General features: G+C 68.7%; 20 protein-coding genes. 6 read left to right on the top strand and 14 right to left on the bottom strand.

Annotated features, from left to right (window positions below; translation table 11 throughout):
• Positions 1-527: 527 nt before the first annotated feature.
• The 5 genes from EBN03_RS08360 to EBN03_RS08340 form a co-directional block, all read right to left on the bottom strand.
• Complete coding sequence (locus tag EBN03_RS08360) at positions 528-959, bottom strand: DUF4189 domain-containing protein (RefSeq protein ID WP_158675558.1); 432 nt, start codon at positions 957-959, stop codon at positions 528-530.
• A gap of 121 nt (positions 960-1,080) precedes the next feature.
• Positions 1,081-1,743, bottom strand: a complete 663-nt coding sequence (locus EBN03_RS08355) for a hypothetical protein (protein WP_122187304.1) — start codon at positions 1,741-1,743, stop codon at positions 1,081-1,083.
• Between the two features lie 148 nt (positions 1,744-1,891).
• Positions 1,892-2,239, bottom strand: coding sequence for a DoxX family protein (locus tag EBN03_RS08350; protein ID WP_122187303.1), 348 nt, complete (start codon positions 2,237-2,239; stop codon positions 1,892-1,894).
• Positions 2,239-2,529: a hypothetical protein gene (locus EBN03_RS08345; protein WP_122187302.1), complete on the bottom strand. Its 291-nt coding sequence runs from the start codon at positions 2,527-2,529 to the stop codon at positions 2,239-2,241. Before EBN03_RS08345 ends, EBN03_RS08350 begins: the two co-directional genes overlap by 1 nt.
• 171 nt (positions 2,530-2,700) lie before the next feature.
• Positions 2,701-4,443 (bottom strand): sensor histidine kinase, encoded by a 1,743-nt coding sequence (locus EBN03_RS08340; protein WP_122187301.1) that lies wholly within the window; start codon positions 4,441-4,443, stop codon positions 2,701-2,703.
• Positions 4,444-4,512: 69 nt separating this feature from the next.
• Here EBN03_RS08340 and EBN03_RS08335 point away from each other — a divergent pair, with 69 nt between their 5' ends.
• The 3 genes from EBN03_RS08335 (at position 4,513) to EBN03_RS08325 (ending at position 7,829) form a co-directional block, all read left to right on the top strand.
• Positions 4,513-5,121, top strand: coding sequence for a response regulator transcription factor (locus tag EBN03_RS08335; RefSeq protein ID WP_122187397.1), 609 nt, complete (start codon positions 4,513-4,515; stop codon positions 5,119-5,121).
• A 96-nt stretch (positions 5,122-5,217) separates the two neighbouring features.
• Positions 5,218-6,573: an alpha/beta hydrolase-fold protein gene (locus tag EBN03_RS08330; RefSeq protein ID WP_122187300.1), complete on the top strand. Its 1,356-nt coding sequence runs from the start codon at positions 5,218-5,220 to the stop codon at positions 6,571-6,573.
• Between the two features lie 137 nt (positions 6,574-6,710).
• Positions 6,711-7,829 (top strand): hypothetical protein, encoded by a 1,119-nt coding sequence (locus EBN03_RS08325; RefSeq protein WP_122187299.1) that lies wholly within the window; start codon positions 6,711-6,713, stop codon positions 7,827-7,829.
• A gap of 160 nt (positions 7,830-7,989) precedes the next feature.
• Here EBN03_RS08325 and groL read toward each other — a convergent pair whose 3' ends face one another.
• Both groL and EBN03_RS08315 read right to left on the bottom strand, forming a co-directional pair.
• A complete protein-coding gene (gene groL, locus EBN03_RS08320) occupies positions 7,990-9,612 on the bottom strand; it encodes a chaperonin GroEL (RefSeq protein ID WP_122187298.1) in 1,623 nt (540 codons plus the stop codon).
• A gap of 177 nt (positions 9,613-9,789) precedes the next feature.
• Positions 9,790-10,083: a hypothetical protein gene (locus EBN03_RS08315; protein WP_122187297.1), complete on the bottom strand. Its 294-nt coding sequence runs from the start codon at positions 10,081-10,083 to the stop codon at positions 9,790-9,792.
• Between the two features lie 94 nt (positions 10,084-10,177).
• Here EBN03_RS08315 and EBN03_RS08310 point away from each other — a divergent pair, with 94 nt between their 5' ends.
• On the top strand, positions 10,178-11,020 hold the full coding sequence (locus tag EBN03_RS08310; protein ID WP_122187396.1) for a methyltransferase domain-containing protein: 843 nt from the start codon (positions 10,178-10,180) through the stop codon (positions 11,018-11,020).
• A gap of 80 nt (positions 11,021-11,100) precedes the next feature.
• Here EBN03_RS08310 and EBN03_RS08305 read toward each other — a convergent pair whose 3' ends face one another.
• From EBN03_RS08305 to EBN03_RS08270, 7 genes are all read right to left on the bottom strand, one after another.
• Complete coding sequence (locus EBN03_RS08305) at positions 11,101-11,841, bottom strand: Clp protease N-terminal domain-containing protein (RefSeq protein ID WP_122187296.1); 741 nt, start codon at positions 11,839-11,841, stop codon at positions 11,101-11,103.
• 70 nt (positions 11,842-11,911) lie between these two features.
• The gene (locus tag EBN03_RS33630) at positions 11,912-12,331 is read right to left on the bottom strand and encodes a hypothetical protein (protein ID WP_147471491.1); all 420 of its coding nucleotides are present in this window, start codon (positions 12,329-12,331) and stop codon (positions 11,912-11,914) included.
• A gap of 21 nt (positions 12,332-12,352) precedes the next feature.
• Positions 12,353-13,222, bottom strand: coding sequence for a CDP-alcohol phosphatidyltransferase family protein (locus EBN03_RS08290; protein WP_122187293.1), 870 nt, complete (start codon positions 13,220-13,222; stop codon positions 12,353-12,355).
• On the bottom strand, positions 13,219-13,935 hold the full coding sequence (locus tag EBN03_RS08285) for a phosphatidylserine decarboxylase (RefSeq protein ID WP_122187292.1): 717 nt from the start codon (positions 13,933-13,935) through the stop codon (positions 13,219-13,221). Before EBN03_RS08285 ends, EBN03_RS08290 begins: the two co-directional genes overlap by 4 nt.
• Before the next feature lie 96 nt (positions 13,936-14,031).
• Positions 14,032-14,400 (bottom strand): UBP-type zinc finger domain-containing protein, encoded by a 369-nt coding sequence (locus tag EBN03_RS08280; protein ID WP_122187291.1) that lies wholly within the window; start codon positions 14,398-14,400, stop codon positions 14,032-14,034.
• Between the two features lie 2 nt (positions 14,401-14,402).
• Positions 14,403-15,881: an ATP-binding protein gene (locus tag EBN03_RS08275; RefSeq protein WP_122187290.1), complete on the bottom strand. Its 1,479-nt coding sequence runs from the start codon at positions 15,879-15,881 to the stop codon at positions 14,403-14,405.
• 40 nt (positions 15,882-15,921) lie between these two features.
• Positions 15,922-17,595, bottom strand: coding sequence for an FAD-dependent oxidoreductase (locus EBN03_RS08270; protein ID WP_199742662.1), 1,674 nt, complete (start codon positions 17,593-17,595; stop codon positions 15,922-15,924).
• Positions 17,596-17,701: 106 nt separating this feature from the next.
• On the opposite strand from EBN03_RS08270, the gene EBN03_RS08265 reads away from it, so the two are divergent.
• Positions 17,702-18,151, top strand: a complete 450-nt coding sequence (locus EBN03_RS08265) for an SRPBCC family protein (RefSeq protein WP_122187288.1) — start codon at positions 17,702-17,704, stop codon at positions 18,149-18,151.
• 69 nt (positions 18,152-18,220) lie between these two features.
• Positions 18,221-18,913, top strand: a complete 693-nt coding sequence (locus EBN03_RS08260) for an SIMPL domain-containing protein (RefSeq protein WP_122187287.1) — start codon at positions 18,221-18,223, stop codon at positions 18,911-18,913.
• Positions 18,914-18,954 lie beyond the last annotated feature (41 nt).

Raw genomic sequence — 18,954 nt, 5'->3', positions numbered from 1 at the left:
AACCAATAAATTATTGGCACTGACATTCATCGACACACTGTTGAGTTCTCAAAGAACACACGCACACACCATCTCGCCGGAGTGAATCCGGTAGATCGGTGAGGCAACTTCCAAAGCTTAGCTCAGCCGTGCGCTCCGAACCAAATCGGTGCAAACCGGCCGAACCAGTGTGATGTTCAGGCGCTCCTCGTCCTACCTCGTTTCCCGGGCCCTTGGGGCTCCGGGTCGGTGTCCGTGTCGCTCTGACTTGAATAAAGTTACGCGGCGCCTGTGCACATGTCAAATCCCCTGGTCACAGGCCCAGACACACTCCTAGACCACGGCCATTCAGCTGTCGCTGAGGCCGCTGCCACGACTCCAGCCTAGATCGATCCGACCCATCGGTCCGCAGAACTACCGAAACCGGTCATCGACCGGGAGACCGGTCGCTATGTCGGAGCCCGATCCGGTGCCGCGGCGAGGCATTTCGGGTGGATACGACGAAGGCCGGCCCACCGAAGTGAGCCGGCCTTTCCGAGCCGCGGCGATCAGCCGTTGCAGTGCACCGCGAAGACGTCGGGCGCACCGCCACCCCCACTGAGCGAGGCCAGCAGCGACGGCGGCGGCAGCTGCGCGATCGCATTGCGCGCGGCTTCGCCCGTCGTCGCGCCCTCGCCGCCGGCCACGTCGTTGTCCCGCGCCGCCACAGCACCGCAGCCGTCCTGTGAACGGACGACGACCCAGCAGTTGGCGTACCCGCACTCGCCGAGCGCGGCCTGGTCCGCCGATGCCTGGTCGGGGTAGTTGGCCGCGGTGCCGGCGACGAAGGTGCCCTCGATGTTGTCGGTCGAGATCGCGATCGACAGGTAGTAGTGACCGTCCGCGCCACGCTCGGCGGCCGCGGTACCGGTGCCGGTGACGACGAGGGCGGTCGCCGACGCGGCGATCAGCCCGAGGGCAGTGGCGCCCTTTCTGAACATGGTGGATCTCCCTGATACAGCGGCTTTGGGCGGCCCGTCCGCGGGCCAACCGATGATCATCACACAGGCGATGCCAGTTGTCCACGCGGGGAACGGAATTCGCGCTCCATGTCGCTCCGGTTCAGAATCCCGCGCGCTTGACGAACTGCAGGGCCGCGTCCTTGCTGGTGAAGTTCACGCCGCTCAGATACAGGTTGTCCGACTTGCGGAACACCTCCAGGATCACCAGACCCGGCGTCTCGTCGTCGACGCGGACCATCAGCTTCGCGTCGTCCTGGACCAGCTGCTGCGGCCGGATGAGGTGCCACTGGTCCTTCAGGGCGTCGGGCTTGGTGTTGATGTAGGCACTGAAGTTCACCGTGCCGGTGGCGGTCCCGCCGTGCGGAGGCACCAGCCCGGTGGTGAGGGTGTCGTTCTCGGCCAGGCAGAAATGGTCCTGGGTGGTGAAGTGGTCGGTCGAGTCGGTGGCGCGCTTCTCCTCGATCGGGCACGCCTTCCCGAGTTCCTGCTGCAGCGGCTTGGGCAGCGCGGACACCACCGCCTGCCCGTCCGGCGACAGCGGCGCCGACTTCGTGGTGGTGGGCGCCTTCGTGGTGGTCGTCGTGGTGGTCGTCGACGCGGAGAGGTTCCGGCGCAGATTCGCGGCCTGATCGTCGCTGTTCGACGAACCGCACGCGGTCAACGCGAGCACCCCGCACGCGACCGCCCCCGCCACCGCCGCCCGGCCCAGCAGTGCCGTCCGCGTCCAGCGAGTTCCGTTCGCCCGCACCGCATTCGAATCCATCTCGGTATCCCCTCTCATTCGCGCTGCCCCCGTTCGGCGACAGGACCCATCCTGGGCGAGGCCACCCGCGAACTCCTTGCGAAATCCCTAACTTCGGAAAGCAGCAGGCCGGCCCACCCGAAAGGTGGACCGGCCGGGCCGCGGAATGTCACCGCGCGAGCTGCAGTACCAGGGTCGCCGCAGCCGGTGCGAGGTAGAGCAGCGGGAACACGGTCGTCCCGTACGAACGCGCGCGAATCGTGGTCGCCGCGGCTCCGAGGAAGTAGAGGATCAGGCAGCTCGCTGCCGCCATCCCTACCGCCGGAACCACGAATCCGGCCAGAAGTCCCAGCGCACCGGCCGATTTCGCGAGTGCGAGCCAGGGCCACCATGTCGTCGGCACGCCGTACTCCGTCAGCGGCTCGGCGACGAACGGTTTGCGGGCGAACAGCGAGTACCCGCTGAACCCGATCCATGCGGCGGCCGCGATCGCGACGACGTGATAGGCGATATTCATCACCGCTCCTCGACGATCTCGCCGGTCTCGGCGGTGGCGTCGACGGTCAACGCCATGGTGGCGGCTACCGGTGGGAAGTCCTGGGACGCGGCGATGGCGGTGAGCATCTGCTCGGCGGATTCCCAGCGCCAGGTGTCGCTGTAGCTGCCGTCCTCCAGCCGGGTGAGCCGAGTCTCGGTGAGACCGGGCTGCGCCCGGCGGATTCCGTCGATGAGGGCGGCGCGCTGAGCCAGCAGGGCGCTCAGTTTGTCGTCGTCGACGCGGTAGTGGTGGATCCGGACGACCGGCATGATGTCTCCTTCGGGTCAGTCTTTCTGACTCCCGAAAGTCTTCCGCCGCAAGGGCTTCGGCCGTAGTGCCACCGGCACCGGTTCGCGCGATGAAGCACCCGGTCCCGGCACTGCGGCAACCACGGGCGGCCGGTGCGATTCACCCACCGGCACTGTGCATTTCGCACAACCTCAGCAGGGCACCCGTGCGGTCAATCGGAACTCGCCACCGGACCGTGCCGCGCTGAACGAACCGCCCGCGTCCCGCACCCGGGCGCGCATATTGCGCAATCCCTGTCCGGCGCCCTCGGATTCGTCGGCGGCACCGTCGTTGTGCACCTCGAGCCGCACATCGCCGTCCTGACGGCGACATTCGATGCGTACCCGGGTCGCGGTGCTGTGCCGCAACACATTCGTCACCGCCTCCCGCACGACCGGCGCGAGCACCGCACCCGCGGTGACGGGCAGCTCGTCGTCGCAGTCGATACTGACGGTGCCGCACGCGTCGGCCAGGGCCGCGCCCGCGACCCGCAATTCCGCACAGAGCGAGCGGGTTTCGGCGGTATCGGCCAGCGCCCAGGCCTCGGCTCGCGCGCGTGACGCGATCCGGAGTGCCTCTTCGATCTCCGTGGCCGCGCGGACCGGATCGCGGTGGACGAGTTCGGTGATCAAGTCGCCCTTGAGGACCAGAACCGACAGCGTCAGGCCCAGCAGATCGTGGATATCGCGGGCCAGGCGCAGGCGTTCCACCTGCGTGGTGACCTGGATCAGGTCCTGCCGGGAGCGGTTCAGCTGCCGCGACAGCTGCAGGAAGCGCGCCAGCCCGAACAGCACCAGCGTCGCCTCCGCCGCCATGACCAGCCAGCTCCAATGCCCGCCCGGCCCACCGTTGCCGGGCGGGCCGCCGTAGATCGCCCGCAACCCGACCAGAGCCGGGACAGCTACCGCCAGCCGAATGTCGTCGGCGCACACCAGAACCGACACCGCCAGCAGGATCAGCCACACACTCCACGTCGCCCCCAGCCAGGGCAGCGGTGCCAGCGCGATCAACGCCTGCGGGACGAGCAGGCGTTTCATCGGCTCCGGCCGCAGCAGTTGCGCCAGCAGCAGACCCGCGAGGGCCGTACCGCCGAATGCCATCGCGATCCGCGCACCCGGACTCTCCAGCACCTCGACCGCGACCCACGATCCCAGGCTGATCACCGAGGCCGACAGCGCCAGCCGGGGTGCCAGGCGCGAGATCGGGACGTCGTCGGGCGGCATCCGCGCCGAATCATGCTGTTCGGCAGCCAATTCCCGCACCGCCGCGATGATCCGGCGGGTGGCGTCGGTCGCATCCGCGACCGCGGCGGTGGCCCGGTCGGGTCGCGGGGTCAGGTCCGTGCGGGCCCGGCGCAGCAGGTCGAGCACCGCGGTGAGCCGATCACCCAGCGCGTCCCGCAGCCGGCGAGCCACCTGCAGGCGCTCCCGGGTCTGCGTCAGCTGCGCCAGTTCGTCGCGGGTGGCGTCGAGGGCATCGACCAGAACGGTCAGCCGCGACAGCAGATAGACGACGGCGCCGATCGCCGCGGTGGTGATGTCGAGGTGCAGCATCTCGCCCCACCGGTGCTGCGCGTGGAGCGGACCGGAGATCGCCGCCACCGTGGCGAATCCGGCCCAGCGCCAGCGCGGCGGCAGACACCACAGCGCGGTCGCGGCGAGTAGATGGTCGGTCTCGAGCCCGGAGGGGCCGATGCCGGCCACCGGCAGATAGGTGAGGACGAGCTGCGCGAGCAGCGATCGCCCGCGAGTTGCGGGACGGTGCTGCGCCACCACCACGACGGCCGCCTGCAGCGCACACCAGATCGTCGCGGCCACCCCGGCGCCCGCGGTCCACACCGAGACGATGAGCAGGACCAGGAACAGGTACCCGGTGAATCTCGGTAACGGCAGCACGCCGATGATTGCACAACAGACCGGTCGTTCCGGGCAATCACGACAGTGTCCGGGAGTGAGGAGTGTGTGGTGCCGATCAGGGTGCTGGTTGCCGAGGATATGCGGCTGCTCCGCGAAACCCTCGTCGCGACACTGGAATTGGAAGACGACCTGGAGATCGTCGCCGCGCTGGACCGGGGCGACACCATCGTCGACACGGCCGTCACCACCCGGGCCGACCTCGCGATCCTGGACGTCGACCTACCCGGCACCGACGGACTCACCGCCGCCGCCCTGCTCCGGGAACGGTTGCCCGCCTGCCGGATCCTGATCCTCACCGGACTCGCCAACCCCGGACTGCTCAAGCGGGCCACCGAGATCGGCGTCGGCGGCTTCGTGCTCAAGGACAGCCCGCGCCACGAACTGGTCCGGGCCGTGCGCACCGTCGCCGCGGGCGGCGCGGCGCTGGATCCCGCCCTGGCGTTCACCGCGTTGCGCGCCGGCGACAGCCCGCTCACCGCGCGCGAAACCGAGGTCCTGCGCCACCTCGCGGCCGGCCTCGACCCCAAACAGATCGCCGCCACGATGCACCTGTCCTACGGGACCGTGCGCAACTATCTCGCCACCGCGGTCACGAAGCTACAGGCCCGCAACCGGATCGACGCCATCCGCGCGGCGCAGACCGCCGGGTGGATCTAGCGGTACAAACCCGACGCGTACAGCGATTTCCCGGCCGGAACCGCTCGCCGCGGCCTACCGTGGAGACGGGGACATGACCACACGTCAGGAGTCGTCATGGTTCGGACCACGGTTCTCGAAGCCGGCGACACCCTGTCCGGAGTCGCCGAGCAGGCCTACGGTGACGCGGACCGGTATCCGCTGATCGCGACGGCGAACGGGATTCCCGATCCCGACGTCGTTCCCGCCGGACTCGCGCTGATCCTGCCCGACTACACCGAGGTGACCGCCGCCCCCGGCGACACCCTGGCCGCGCTCGCCGACCGCCACTACGGCGACCCCGCCGCCGCGTGGGTCCTCGCCCGTGCGAGTGGCCTTGCCGGACCAGGAGATCCGGTCCCCGATATCGCCCCCGGCACCACCGTGGTGGTCGCCGACCTCACCCGCTACACCGTCGGAGCCGACGAAACCCTGGCCGATATCGCGGCGCGCTGGTACGGCGACAGTGGTTGGGCGGCAACGCTCGCCGCGGCCAACGGGCTACCGGACGAGACGGTCACGGCCGGGCAGGTGCTGCTGCTGTTCAGCGGGCGCAGCGACGGCAACGGGCTCACCATCGTCGACCGCAACGAAAACGATTCCCGCCTCTGGTATTACCGCTTCGCGACCGCGGCGGTCGGCTGGAACCCGGGCGTGAACGTGCTGCTCCCCGACGACTATCACACCAGCGGACACACCTACCCGGTGCTGTACCTGTTCCACGGCGGCGGCACCGACCAGGATTTCCGCACCTTCGACCAGCTCGGAATCCGGGACCTCACCGCCGGCGCGCCGATCATCGTGGTCATGCCCGACGGCGGCCACGCCGGCTGGTACAGCAACCCGGTCAGTTCCTTTGTCGGCCCGCGCAATTGGGAGACCTTCCATATCGACCAACTGATCGGGTGGATCGACGGCAACTTCCGCACCTGGAACGACGGTGGCGGCCGCGCGGCCGGCGGGTTCTCCATGGGCGGCTTCGGCGCGCTGAAATACACCACCGAATATCCCTGGCTGTTCGCGTCGGTCAGCGCCCATTCCGGCCCGCCGAGCCTGCGCCGCAACAACCCACCGCCGACCGTCGTCGACTGGGCCAACCTGTCCGCGGCGGTCCTGGACCTGGCCGGCGGCACCATCTACGGCGTGCCCTGGAACCAGGCCCGCGTCAGCGCCGACAACCCGGTCGAACACATCGAGAACTTCCGCGACCACCGGATCTTCCTGGTCGCCGGCACCAGCCCGGACCCGATCAACTGGTTCGACCAAATGAACGAGACACACGTCCTCGCCGGGCAACGAGAATTTCGTGCCGATCTCGCCGCCGCGGGCATCCCCTGCGAATGGCACGAAGTCCCCGGCGGCCACTACTTCCGGCCCGAGATGTTCCGGCTCGACCTGCCCGGCATCCTCGCCCGGCTCCGCCCGGCCGGTTGAATCCGGCTGCCGCACAATGATCGAGCCGCCTGCCGTAATCGGTACAATCGCGGCATGATCGTCATCGGGGGAAATGAGGATCGGCGGCACAGCCGGATCCGGATCACGCAGTCGCGGCCGCAGGAAAGCGCTTCCGTATGAGCGACCTATCGGTTACCTCCGCCGCGCTGACCGGCTTCGCCAAGGACCTCACCGACGCGGGCGGAACGCTGCTGACCAACCTGTCCAAGATCACGTCCGATCTCGAGCTGCCGTCGGGAACCACCGGCACCCTGGCCACGCTGACCTCGGCACTGCAGGGTTTCAAGGACCGGATGACGACCCTGGGCCAGCAGAATCACGACAAGATCGTCGGCTTCGGCACCGATCTGACCACCACGGTCCAGGGCTTCCAGCAACAGGATTCCGCCTGGGCCAGAGCCGTCAGCTCGGCCACCTCCTCGCTGTCGCTACCGTCGCTGGACGGTGCCGTCACCGATGTCCTGCGCTTCACCGGGATGCAGACGCTCGACCTGCCCCAGATCCAAACCGACAGCCTCACGCTCAAATCCGTGGTCTCCGGCGCCCACGACGCCATCGCCATCTTCGACGACCGCATCAACCAGGCGATCGGGATCAAGCCGGCCGAACAATATCTCGCGCCGCTGATCAGCGACTGGGAGAACGTGCAGGCGATCGGGAAACGCATCGCCCAGCTCAGCATCAACGACTCTGTGACGTCGACGAACCTGAGCAGCGGATCGCAATGGCTCACCACGCAATGGACCGGCGGCGCCGCCAATTCCTATGCCACCGCGATGAATACGCTGCACACCACGATCTCCGACCGCAGCACGGACCTGGACACCGTCGCGAAAACCCTGCAGAAAGGCGGCGAATGCCTGGAGCGCCTGGTGTACAACCAGGCGGCGGGCTTGGCCTCCGGGCTGATGGAACCGTTGAACCTGCTGGGATTCTCACTCCCGGTGGGAGTCTGGGCCCAGATCGCGGATCGCCCGATGAGCAGTTCGGTCAAGGATCAGATCACCGCGAAGATCGACACGATCCGCACCGACGCCGACAACCGCAACACCTCGATCACCGATCTCATGACCCGGATCCAGCAGGCCCTCGCCTACGAACCGGGCACCCAGCTCACCCAACCCACCGGCGCACTCTTCGAGGTTCCGGCCAAGATCGTCGCCGACCTCGGCACCCTCCGCTACGGCTACCAGAACAACGTCTGGTGGGAGCACAGCCTCGCATCCGCCCTCTGATCCCGCAGTATCCGGCGCGATTCGTCGTGGTGCACAACGACGGTGGTGACACCAGCCAGGTCTTCATCCGCGCCGAATGCTGAAACCGTGAACGCCGAAGGCCGGCCCACCCGGAGGTGGACCGGCCTTCAGTATGAAAACCGTTGCTGGAGAGCTGGACTCAGAAGTCCATGCCGCCCATGCCGCCGGTCGGGTCGGCAGCCGGGGCCGCCTTCTCCGGCTTGTCGGCGACGACAGCCTCGGTGGTCAGGAACAGGGCCGCGATGGAGGCCGCGTTCTGCAGGGCGGAACGGGTGACCTTGACCGGGTCGGCGACGCCCGCCTTCAGCAGGTCCTCGTACACGCCGGTGTCGGCGTTGAGGCCCTCACCGGTGGGCAGGTTCGCGACCTTCTCGGCCACCACGCCGGGCTCCAGGCCCGCGTTGAAGGCGATCTGCTTCAGCGGCGCGGCCAGGGCGACGCGAACGATGTTCGCACCGGTGGCCTCGTCGCCGGTCAGCTCCAGGGCGTCCAGCGCGGGGCCGGACTGCAGCAGCGCCACGCCACCACCGGGGACGATGCCCTCCTCGACGGCCGCCTTCGCGTTGCGCACGGCGTCCTCGATGCGGTGCTTGCGCTCCTTGAGCTCGACCTCGGTCGCCGCACCGGCCTTGATGACCGCAACACCGCCGGCCAGCTTGGCCAGGCGCTCCTGCAGCTTCTCGCGGTCGTAGTCGGAGTCCGAGTTCTCGATCTCGCCACGGATCTGCGCGACCCGGCCGGCGATGGCGTCGGCGTCACCGGCACCGTCGACGATGGTGGTCTCGTCCTTGGTGACGACGACCTTGCGGGCGGTACCCAGCAGGTCGACGGTGGCGGTCTCCAGGTTGAGGCCGACCTCCTCGGAGATGACCTCACCACCGGTCAGGATGGCGATGTCGGCGAGCTGCGCCTTGCGGCGGTCACCGAAGCCCGGGGCCTTGACGGCGACGGACTTGAAGGTGCCACGGATCTTGTTCACGACCAGGGTCGACAGGGCCTCGCCCTCGACGTCCTCGGCGATGATCAGCAGCGGCTTGCCGGCCTGGATGACCTTCTCCAGCAGCGGCAGCAGGTCCTTGACGGTCGAGATCTTCGAGCCGACCAGCAGGATGTACGGGTCCTCGAGGACCGCTTCCTGACGCTCCGGGTCGGTGACGAAGTAACCGGAGATGTAGCCCTTGTCGAAGCGCATACCCTCGGTCAGCTCCAGCTGGAGACCGAAGGTGTTGCTCTCCTCGACGGTGATGACACCTTCCTTGCCGACCTTGTCCATGGCCTCGGCGATCAGCTCACCGATGGACGCGTCGCCGGCGGAGATGGCCGCGGTGGCAGCGATCTGCTCCTTGGTCTCGACCTCCTTGGCGTCGTCGAGGAGGCGGGCGGTGACGGCCGCGACGGCCTTCTCGATGCCGCGCTTCAGACCCAGCGGGTTGGCGCCGGCGGCGACGTTGCGCAGGCCCTCGCGCACGAGCGCCTGGGCGAGCACGGTGGCGGTGGTGGTGCCGTCACCCGCGACGTCGTCGGTCTTCTTGGCAACTTCCTTGACGAGCTCCGCGCCGATCTTCTCGTACGGGTCCTCGAGCTCGATCTCCTTGGCGATGGAGACACCGTCGTTGGTGATGGTGGGGGCGCCCCACTTCTTCTCCAGCACGACATTGCGGCCCTTGGGGCCCAGGGTCACCTTGACAGCGTCGGCCAGGGCGTTGAGGCCCCGCTCGAGGCCGCGGCGCGCCTCTTCGTCGTACGCAATTGTCTTGGCCATTGCGTTGTGATCCTCCAGATTCAGGGGATTGACACGTTCTGGCCAGGCTCGGTGCCCGCGACGGACGACCGGCTCTACCGGCCTCACCGTCCCGACCTAGCACTCACAGGTGTGGAGTGCCAGGTCCATTTCTAGCACTCACCTCACCCGAGTGCAAGGTCGATCCCCGGCCGTGGTTCAGCCACGATCGGTCACTCGCAGGGCCAGCGCCAGGAAGGCGTCGGTCCGGCGCTCCTCCTGCGTGCGCGGCTCCCCCTTGCCCAGGGCCACCTGCTCGGCGTCGTGCAGCAGCAGCTCTGCCTCGATCCGCAAAATGGCACGGATGAACGGCGGCGCTACCTCAGGGGGGAGGTCGCCGTTCACGATGTAACTACCGTCAGGTCCGGACTCGGTCGAGACATAAGTGAGTGCGCGAAGCAGGTCGTCGCGCAGCTCTCCCCCGATTAGGTCGGAGTCCAGGTCATCCGCCATGGAATCATCGTAGACGGGCGAGACCGGATCGACCGCCTCGGGCGAGCGGTTAAATACGAGCGTACGGTTTTTTATGACCAGTTTGGAGTCGAAGATGTGGGATCCCGTGCAGTATCTGGCGTTCGACAACCACCGGGCCCGTCCCTTCTTCGAGCTCGTCGCGCGCATCCGGGCAGAACACCCTCGGCGTGTCGTGGACCTCGGCTGTGGGCCCGGTCACCTCACCGGAACCCTCGCCGACCGCTGGCCCGAGGCGATCGTCGAGGCATCGGACAACGATCCCGCGATGGTCACCGCCGCCCGTGCCCGCGGCATCCAGGCGGAACTGCTCGACGTTCGCGATTGGAAGCCCGCGGCCGACACCGACGTGGTCGTCTCCAATGCCGTCCTGCACTGGGTGCCCGACCACGCCGAGCTGCTCACGCGGTGGGCGCGCGAGCTGCCGGGCGGCGCCTGGATCGCTATCCAGGTCCCCAGCGCCTTCGACTCCCCCTCGCATCGGTGCATCCAGGACCTCGCCGACCGGCCCGAATGGCGGGACCGGCTCGCCGCCGTGCGCGGTCAGGGGCCGGAGGCGGTAGCGGAGCGTGACCACGCAGGCCCCCCGCGCACGGCGAGCCGGCACCGCGCGGGAATCCTGCAGCCCGACAGCGTCCTCGACCCGATCGGGTACGCGAACGTGCTGTCCGACGCCGGAGCCGAGGTCGACGCCTGGGAGACCACCTACATCCAGCGGCTCAGCGGTGAGAACCCGGTGCTCACCTGGGTGTCGGGCACGGCGCTGCGACCGGTCCGCGACGCGCTCGACGACGCCGAGTGGGCCCGGTTCACCGCTGAACTCGCGCCGCTGCTGGCCGCCGCCTACCCGCGCCGGCCCGACGGCAGCACCTGGCTGCCGTACCGCCGGGTCTTCACCGTGGCCCGGACGGCGGGCTGATATCGCCGGGCGCGCCGGCGCGATATCCGCCGAGGTCACCTCGATGCGGGCGCCCGCGCTCGAGGTGACGGTGGGTCCGGTCAGATCTGCTTCGGCTGCGCGGCTTCGGGCGGGAGCGTGGCCGAGGTCAGCAGCCGCGCGAGCTCGCCCTCCAGTTCGTTCTTGCGCAGGCCGAGGCCGGACAGCACCCCGTTGCCGTCCTCGTGCTCCAACAGGGCCAGCAGGATGTGCTCGGTGCCGACGTAGTTGTGTCCGAGCCGCAGCGCCTCCCGGAAGGTCAGCTCCAGCACCTTGCGGGACGCGGCCGAGTACGGGATGAGCGCGGGCAGCTCGTCGGCCTGCGGGCCGAAGGCGGCGGTCGCGGCCTGCCGGACGGCCTCCAGGTCGATCCCCTTACCGGCGATGGCCAGCGCCGCCAGGCCCTGCGGCTCGGCCAGCAGACCGACGATCAGGTGCTCGGGCTGGATCTCGGCATTGCGCGCGGCGTGCGCGCTCTTCATCGATTCCACGACCGCGTTGCGGGCCCGCGGCGTGAACCGCGCGAACCCGGCGTTGGGGTCGAGCGCGGACGCGTCGCCCGGATCCTTGGGCACGAAGCGCTTCTGCGCCGCCTGCTTGGTGACGCCCATGCTCTGTCCGATCTCGGTCCAGGAGGCGCCGGAGCGGCGGGCCTGGTCCACGAAGTGGCCGATCAGGTGATCGGCGACGTCGTCGAGATGCCCGGCCGCCACCACGGCGTCGGAGAGCTGCAGGAGTGCGTCGTCGGGGCGGGCCTTCTTGATTCCCTCGATCAGGTCGTCGAGGCGTACCGTATTCGTCATGCGTCAACTCTAGGTTGACTCAATCCCATTCGTCAACGGTTGGTTGACGATATTTCCCCGCCCACTTCGGCTACTGGGTGATCCCCGCCGCCGACGCCACCGAAGTGTCGGCGTACGACGACGACATACACGCCAGCTTCGCGGTCGCGATCGCCGCACTCGGATTGGCGTCGAACTTCGAGCCCGGATGCTCACGCAGGATCCGCGTGATCAGATCGATCGCCGCGGCCGGATCCAGATTGCGGAAGTCCTTGCACAACGTCGCCGACGCCGACTCCGGCGCCGAACTCGTCGCGGCCGCCGCCGTCGTGGTCGGATCCGCGGCCGTCGAGGTCTGGGTGACCGGCGCCCGGGTCGACGAGGTCACCGACACCGAGGTCGGATCGTTTCGGCGCAGCCCGCTGGCATCGGAACCGGAGTTACCCGAACAGGCGGACAGAGCGCAGATCAACAGGCCCGCGGCGACCGCGGCGGCCGAGAATCGTGTCATCGAGTCGTATTCCTCGTAGTTCTATCGGCTGCGGCCACTACCGGGCCGGCGCAAACGGAGACGAGCGGACGAAGTCAGCACAGCGGGACGCCGCCGGGACGCCCGCCGCTGGGCACGGCGTTCCGCGGGCTTGTGATGCCAGGTCTCGGGCCGAGCCGCGGTCCAGCGCGCCTGCCGCCAGGCGTACGGGATGTGCAGCAGATACAGCACGACCAGCACCATGAGCAGAATCAGCGGGAAGGTGATCAGCGCCGCGGCCGCCAGCGCGACCAGCACCAGCAGGATCGGCGCCGCCTGCGGCCGCACCGATACCGACTTCATGGCCAGCGTCGGGACCGTGCTCACCGCCAACAGCGCGGCGAAGACCACCCACACCGACACCACGGCGACATTGCTCCACCAGCCGACCCCGAACTGCGCGCGCACCGCGATCGGCAGCAGCGCGATCAGCGCGGCCGCCGGAGCGGGCACACCCACGAAGTACTCCCGCTCCCAATCCGGGCGGGAATCGTCGTCCATCAGGGTGTTGAACCGGGCCAGCCGCAACACCAGGCTGACCGTATAGATCAGCGCGATGATCCAGCCGGCCGAATCCTGGTTCAGCAGCGTCACATACAGCACGAGCGCGGGCGCCACACCGAAGGAGATGGCATCCGAGAGCGAGTCCAGTTCGGCGCCGATCTTGGTGGTGGCGTCGAGCATGCGGGCCAGCCGCCCGTCCAGCGTGTCGAACACCGCGGCGGCGCCGATCATCGCCAGCGCCAGCTGCAGGGAGTTGTCCAGCGCGAACTTCACCGCCGACAATCCCGCACACAGCGCCAGGATCGTGACGACGCTGGGTAGCAGCAGGACCGTTCGGCGGCGCCTGCCGTCGAGCGACTCACCGATCATGACGGCAGTTCGGCCAGGACGGTCTCCGCGCCGATGGTCCGCTGTCCCGGCTCGACCAGCAGGCGCGAACCGAGCGGCAGATAGGTGTCGACCCGCGAACCGAACCGGATCAGCCCGTAGGTGTCCCCGATGACCAGCTGGTCACCCGCAGACGCGTCACACACGATGCGGCGGGCCAGCAGACCGGCGATCTGCACGACGGTCACGCGGTGACCGTCGATCGTCTCGAGCACCATGGAGTTGCGCTCGTTGACCGCCGACGCCTCCGGCAGGTCCGCCGACTTGAACTGGCCGGCCTGGTAGGAGACCTGTCGCACGATGCCCGACACCGGCACCCGCTGCACGTGCACGTCCAGCACCGACAGGAAGATGCTCACCCGGGGCAGCTCCACCTCACCCAGGCCCAGTTCGGCCGGCGGCACCGCGTAGTCGACCAGCGCGATGGTGCCGTCCGCCGGAGCCACCACGACGCCCGGACGGGTCGGCGGCACCCGGTTCGGGTGCCGGAAGAACGCGGCCGAGGCCAGGGCCGCGCCCAGACCGGCCCGGCGTAGCCACGTCCGCTTCCGCCCGATCAGCGCCAACGCCAGCGGCGCCGCCACGAAGGGCAGGCCGGCGGGGTGCAGCGGCGGAACGGCGTCGCGGACCAGGTCCACGACATGACCGGCACCGGTGCGATCGGGCGTGCCGGGCGGGGTGGGACGGCGGGCCACAGGCTCCTCTTTCGTGCAGACAGTCGATTCGACGGCCACAGGTGGCCGCGCACACACCTTACGGGAAGCGGCGCGGCCGAGCTCGGGGTGCGCAGCCTAGTGGATGTGGTCCTGCCAGTCACGCGGCACCCGGCCGTGCGGACCGGGAACCGGCTGGTCGGCCGGGTGCGAGTGCGGGGCGGCGAGTTCGGGGCCGCCCTCGTACATCTCCTCGGAGCGGAAGTCCCAGTACCAGTCCTCACCGGGCTCGAAACTCTGGATGAACGGGTGGCCCGCCGCCGCGAAATGCTTGCTGGCGTGCTGTTCGGGTGAGGTGTCGCAGCATCCGACGTGGCCACATTGCGCACAGCGGCGCAGATGTACCCACCAGCCTCGGGCCGCTTCGCATTCCACGCACCCGGTGCCGCTGGGCGGAACGTTCGGGTCGATACCTTCGATCGGTTCGGTGCTGCCACTGGCTGACATGATCAGATCCCTTCGATCGTCGCTGGTGCGTCGGTTGGGGCTGCGGCTTCGGCCGGGTGTTCCAGCGGCAACCGCACGATGAAGCGGGTGTCGCCGGGCACGGACTGCACCCGGATGTCGCCGCCGTGCTTGCGGACCACGATCCGGAACGAGATGTCCAGGCCCAGGCCCGTGCCCTCGCCCACCGGTTTGGTGGTGAAGAACGGCTCGAAGATCCGGCCGCGGATCTCCTCCGGGACACCGGGGCCGCTGTCGCAGATTTCCACTGCGGCACAGTCGTTCTCGCGATAGGTACGGACGGTCAAGGTACCCGAACCGCCCATCGCGCTGACCGCGTTGTCGATCAGGTTCGTCCACACCTGATTCAATTCCGCTGCGTAACAAGGAACTTCGGGCAAGCTGTGGTCGTACTCCTTGACCACCCGGATACCGTCACCGATCTTTCGGGCGAGCATCACAAGGGTGCTGTCCAGCAGTTCGTGGATGTCCACCACCTGGAACGGCGCCCGGTCCATCTGCGAATACTGTTTGGCCGCACCGACCAGCGAGGAGATCCGGTTGGTCGAGTCGGTGATCTCGCCGAGCAGGAGCTCGGTCTCGACGGTGTAGCCCAGCCAGCGGATCGCGCCCTCCAGCACGTGCTGGTCGCAGTTCTCCAGCGCGGCCACCACCTTCTCCAGCCAGTCGGTGTCGAAGCCGGCTTGGACGAAGTTGGGCGCCAGATCCCAGCCATTGGCGATGCCGTGATCGTCGAGCCAGTCCGCGATCCGGTCCTCGCGGTCGGCGGCCTCGAGCGGCGCCAGCTCCGGCGCCTTGCCGACCTGCTGGGCCGCCTCCTCCTGCAGTTCGACCATCACCTGCAGCACAGCGGAGTCGAACTTGCCGGCCGCCATCATCTTCAGCTTGGACCGCATGCCGCGCACCCGCTCCTGCAGCGCCGCGGTGGCCCGCACCGCCGCCGCGGCCGGATTGTTCAGCTCGTGGGTCAGGCCCGCCGACAGCGAGCCCAACGCCAGCAGCCGCTCCCGCTCGCCCAGGATCTGCGCGGAGTTGCGGTTGCCGAAGAAGATCCCCTCCAGCAGATGGACCGCCATCGGGAACCATTCCCGGATCATGGTCGCGAAGACCTCGGCCGGTAGCACGAACAACATGCTCCGCCCGGTCACCGACGCACTGGACGTGTAGTGCTGGTCGACGCGGTCACCGAGGTAGGAGGACCAGGCGCCGAAGTAGGCGCCGCGATGATCGGTACGCACCATCTCGACCTCCTGACCAGCGGAGTTCTTGGTCAGGACCACCTCGCCGTCCATGAGCACGTAGAAGCAGGTGGCCGGCTGGCCCTCGGCGAAAACCGGGCCGGCCTCGTGGTATTCGACGTGGCCGTCGCGACACAACCACGCGAGCTGTTCGTCGTCGAGATGCTCGAACAGGAACAGCGTGCGCAGCTCTTCGGGGTCACAGACCAGTCTCTCGACGCCCACTATCGGACTCCCTTCGCTACGGCGAAAAACCTTCGAATGCTTACTGTTTGGCGATGTAGCGGTGCACGAGCATGACGGCCATGGCGCCCTCGCCGACCGCCGACGCCACCCGCTTCGCCGATTCGGAGCGCACGTCTCCGGCCACGAACACGCCCGGCACGCTGGATTCCAGGTGCTGCGGCGGACGCGCCAGTTCCCAGCCCGGCGGCAGCGCACCCGCCACCATGAGATCCGGCCCGGCGACGACGAAGCCGTCGTCGTCGCGCACGACCACTCCGTCGAGCCAGTCGGTCTCGGGCGCCGCGCCGATGAACAGGAACAGCCGTTCCGTCTCGACCTTCTCCTCCACACCGGACGCGTTGTCGCGCAGCACGATTCGCTCCAGGTGGCCGTCGCCGTCAGCGGCCACGACCTCGGTCCTGGTGTGCACCACGATGTTCGGGATCTTGTCGATCTGCTCGATCAGATAGTGCGACATCGACGCGGTGAGCGACTCGCCTCGCACCAGAATGTGCACCGAGCGCGCGGTACGGGAGAGGAAGACCGCCGCCTGCCCGGCCGAATTCGCGCCCCCGACCACGTACACGTCGCGGTCGGCGCACTCCCCGGCCGCGGTCATCGCGGAGCCGTAATACACACCGCAACCGGTGAATTCGTCGATTCCCGGTGCCGGGTGGCGGCGGTACTCGACGCCCGTCGCGATGAGCACCGAGTGCGCGGCGATGTGGCCGCCGTCGGCGAAGCGCACCACGCGTGCCGCCCCGCACGCCTCCAGGCCCACCACCGACCGGCCGGTGATCAGCTCGGCACCGAACTTCACCGCCTGCCGCCGCGCCCGGTCGGCCAGCTGCGCCCCGGACAGCCCGTCCGGGAAGCCCAGGTAGTTCTCGATCCGAGAACTCTGCCCGGCCTGCCCGCCGGTGGCGGTGCGCTCGACCAGCACCGTGCGCAGCCCCTCGGAGGCGCCGTATACGGCCGCACCCAGCCCGGCCGGACCGCCGCCGATCACGATCAGGTCGTAGAACTCGCCGCTGGGCGCGGTCTGCAGGCCCACGAACTCGGCCAGTTCGGCGTCGCTGGGCTCGAATACCGTGCGGCCGGTGGCGTCGATGAGGACGGGACACTGTTCCGGTTCGGCGCCGGCGGCCTTGAGCAGACTCGCGCCCTCCGGCTCGTCCATCGGATACCAGCGGTAGGGCAGCTGGTTGCGGGCCAGGAACTCCCGCACCTCGGAACAGCGCGCCGACCACTGGTGGCCGACCACCCGGGTCTCCAGCACCGGCCGGCGCTCGTCACCGCGCCACGACTCGAGCAGCGCGTCGAGCACCGGATACAGCTTCTCCTCCGGCGGGTCCCACGGCTTGAGCAGATAGTGGTCCAGATCGACCACGTTGATGGCCTCGATGGCGGCATTGGTGTCGGCGTAGGCGGTGAGCAGCACCCGGCGCGCATAGGGGTGCAGATCCATGGCCTGCTCGAGGAATTCGATGCCGTCCATGCCGGGCATCCGGTAGTCGGCGATCAGTACCGCGACCGACTGGCCGCGCAACTTGAGCTCACCGAGCACCTCGAGCGCCGAGGCACCCGACTCGGCGCGCAGGATCCGGTAGTCGCCGCCGTACCGGCGCCTCAGGTCGCGAACCACCGCCCGGGACACGGCCGGATCGTCGTCCACGCTGAGAATGGCGGGCTTGGTTGCGGTCGGTGCGGTCACGCTTACGAGTATTGCGCGTTTCACTGACATTCTCCGTTCCCGGATCGCCCCGATAGGATCGAGCCGACCACTGCACGGCAGCAGTTCTGGATACCCGGAGGCGACGATGCCCAGCCCCCTCGAAGCGACCATCGACATCCACGCCACGCCCGAGCAGGTGTGGGGAGTGCTCGGCGATCTGGCCCGGATGCAGGAGCTGAGCCCGACCACGCTGAAGATGCAGCCGCTGGGCGCGCCGAAGGCCGGCACCTGGACGGTCAACCTCAACAAGGTGGGCTGGAAGTACTACCCGACCACCGCCAAGATCCTGGCCTACGAGCCGAACCGGCAGCTGTCCTTCCGGATGAACGAGAACACCACGATCTGGTCGTTCACCCTGGAAGCCATCGAGAACGGCACGCGGGTCGTCGAGCGCCGCGACATTCCCACCGGGGTCGCCAAGCCGGTCCAGGTGCTGATCGAGAAGTTCCTCGGCGGCGAGCAGCGCTTCGAGGCCGACCTGGTCCTCGGCATGAACGAGACCCTCGGCCGGCTGAAGGCCGCGGCCGAACGCTGATCGGCACCGCGCTGACGCGCTGACCTCGGTTACCGCCGTTCCGAGCCGGGCCCCCGTATTTTCGCGGGTATGCGACAACTCACAGGTACGGTCGCCGGGTTGGTGGGCCTGGCGGCGCTGATGGCCGGCTGCGGTAGCGACACTCCGGCGGAATCGTCGAGCCGGGAGGTCACCGTGGTGGGGACGGGCCAGGTGCAGGGCGCGCCGGACACCCTCGACGCCGACCTCGGGGTGGAGGTGACCGGTGCGGACGTGTCGGGCGCGATCGCCGCCGCGAACACCGCGTCGAAGGCGGTCACCGACGCGATGGTCGCGGCCGGGGTGCAGCGCGCCGATATCCGTACCACCGAGGTCACGTTGCAGTCGGAAACCGGACCGGATCGGGCCGTCACCGGTTTCCGCGCCACCAACACCGTGCGGGCGACGATCCGCGATCTGGGCAAGGCGTCCAGCGTGCTGGGCGCGGCGGTGACGGCGGGCGGCAACGATGTCCGGATCCACAACGTGTCGTATGCGATCGAGGACGACACCAAGCTGCTGTCCGACGCCCGTTCGCGCGCCTTCGCCGACGCCAAGAGCCGCGCCGAGCAGTACGCGGGCCTGGCCGGGTTGAAACTGCGGGACGTGAAGTCGATCAACGAGGCGCCGTCGTCGGGTCCGGCGCCGGCGCCGCGCGGCATGCAGGCGATGCCGGAGATCCCGCTCGAGCCCGGCACCCAGACGGTGTCGTTCACCGTGACCGCGACCTGGAGCCTCGGCTAGATCGCTGTGCGGCTGTGCTGCGCGGTCTCTGCCGGCGAGCG

This window comes from Nocardia stercoris (assembly GCF_003696265.1).
Classification (GTDB): Bacteria; Actinomycetota; Actinomycetes; order Mycobacteriales; family Mycobacteriaceae; genus Nocardia; species Nocardia stercoris.
This window is presented reverse-complemented; position numbering and strand designations above follow the sequence as displayed.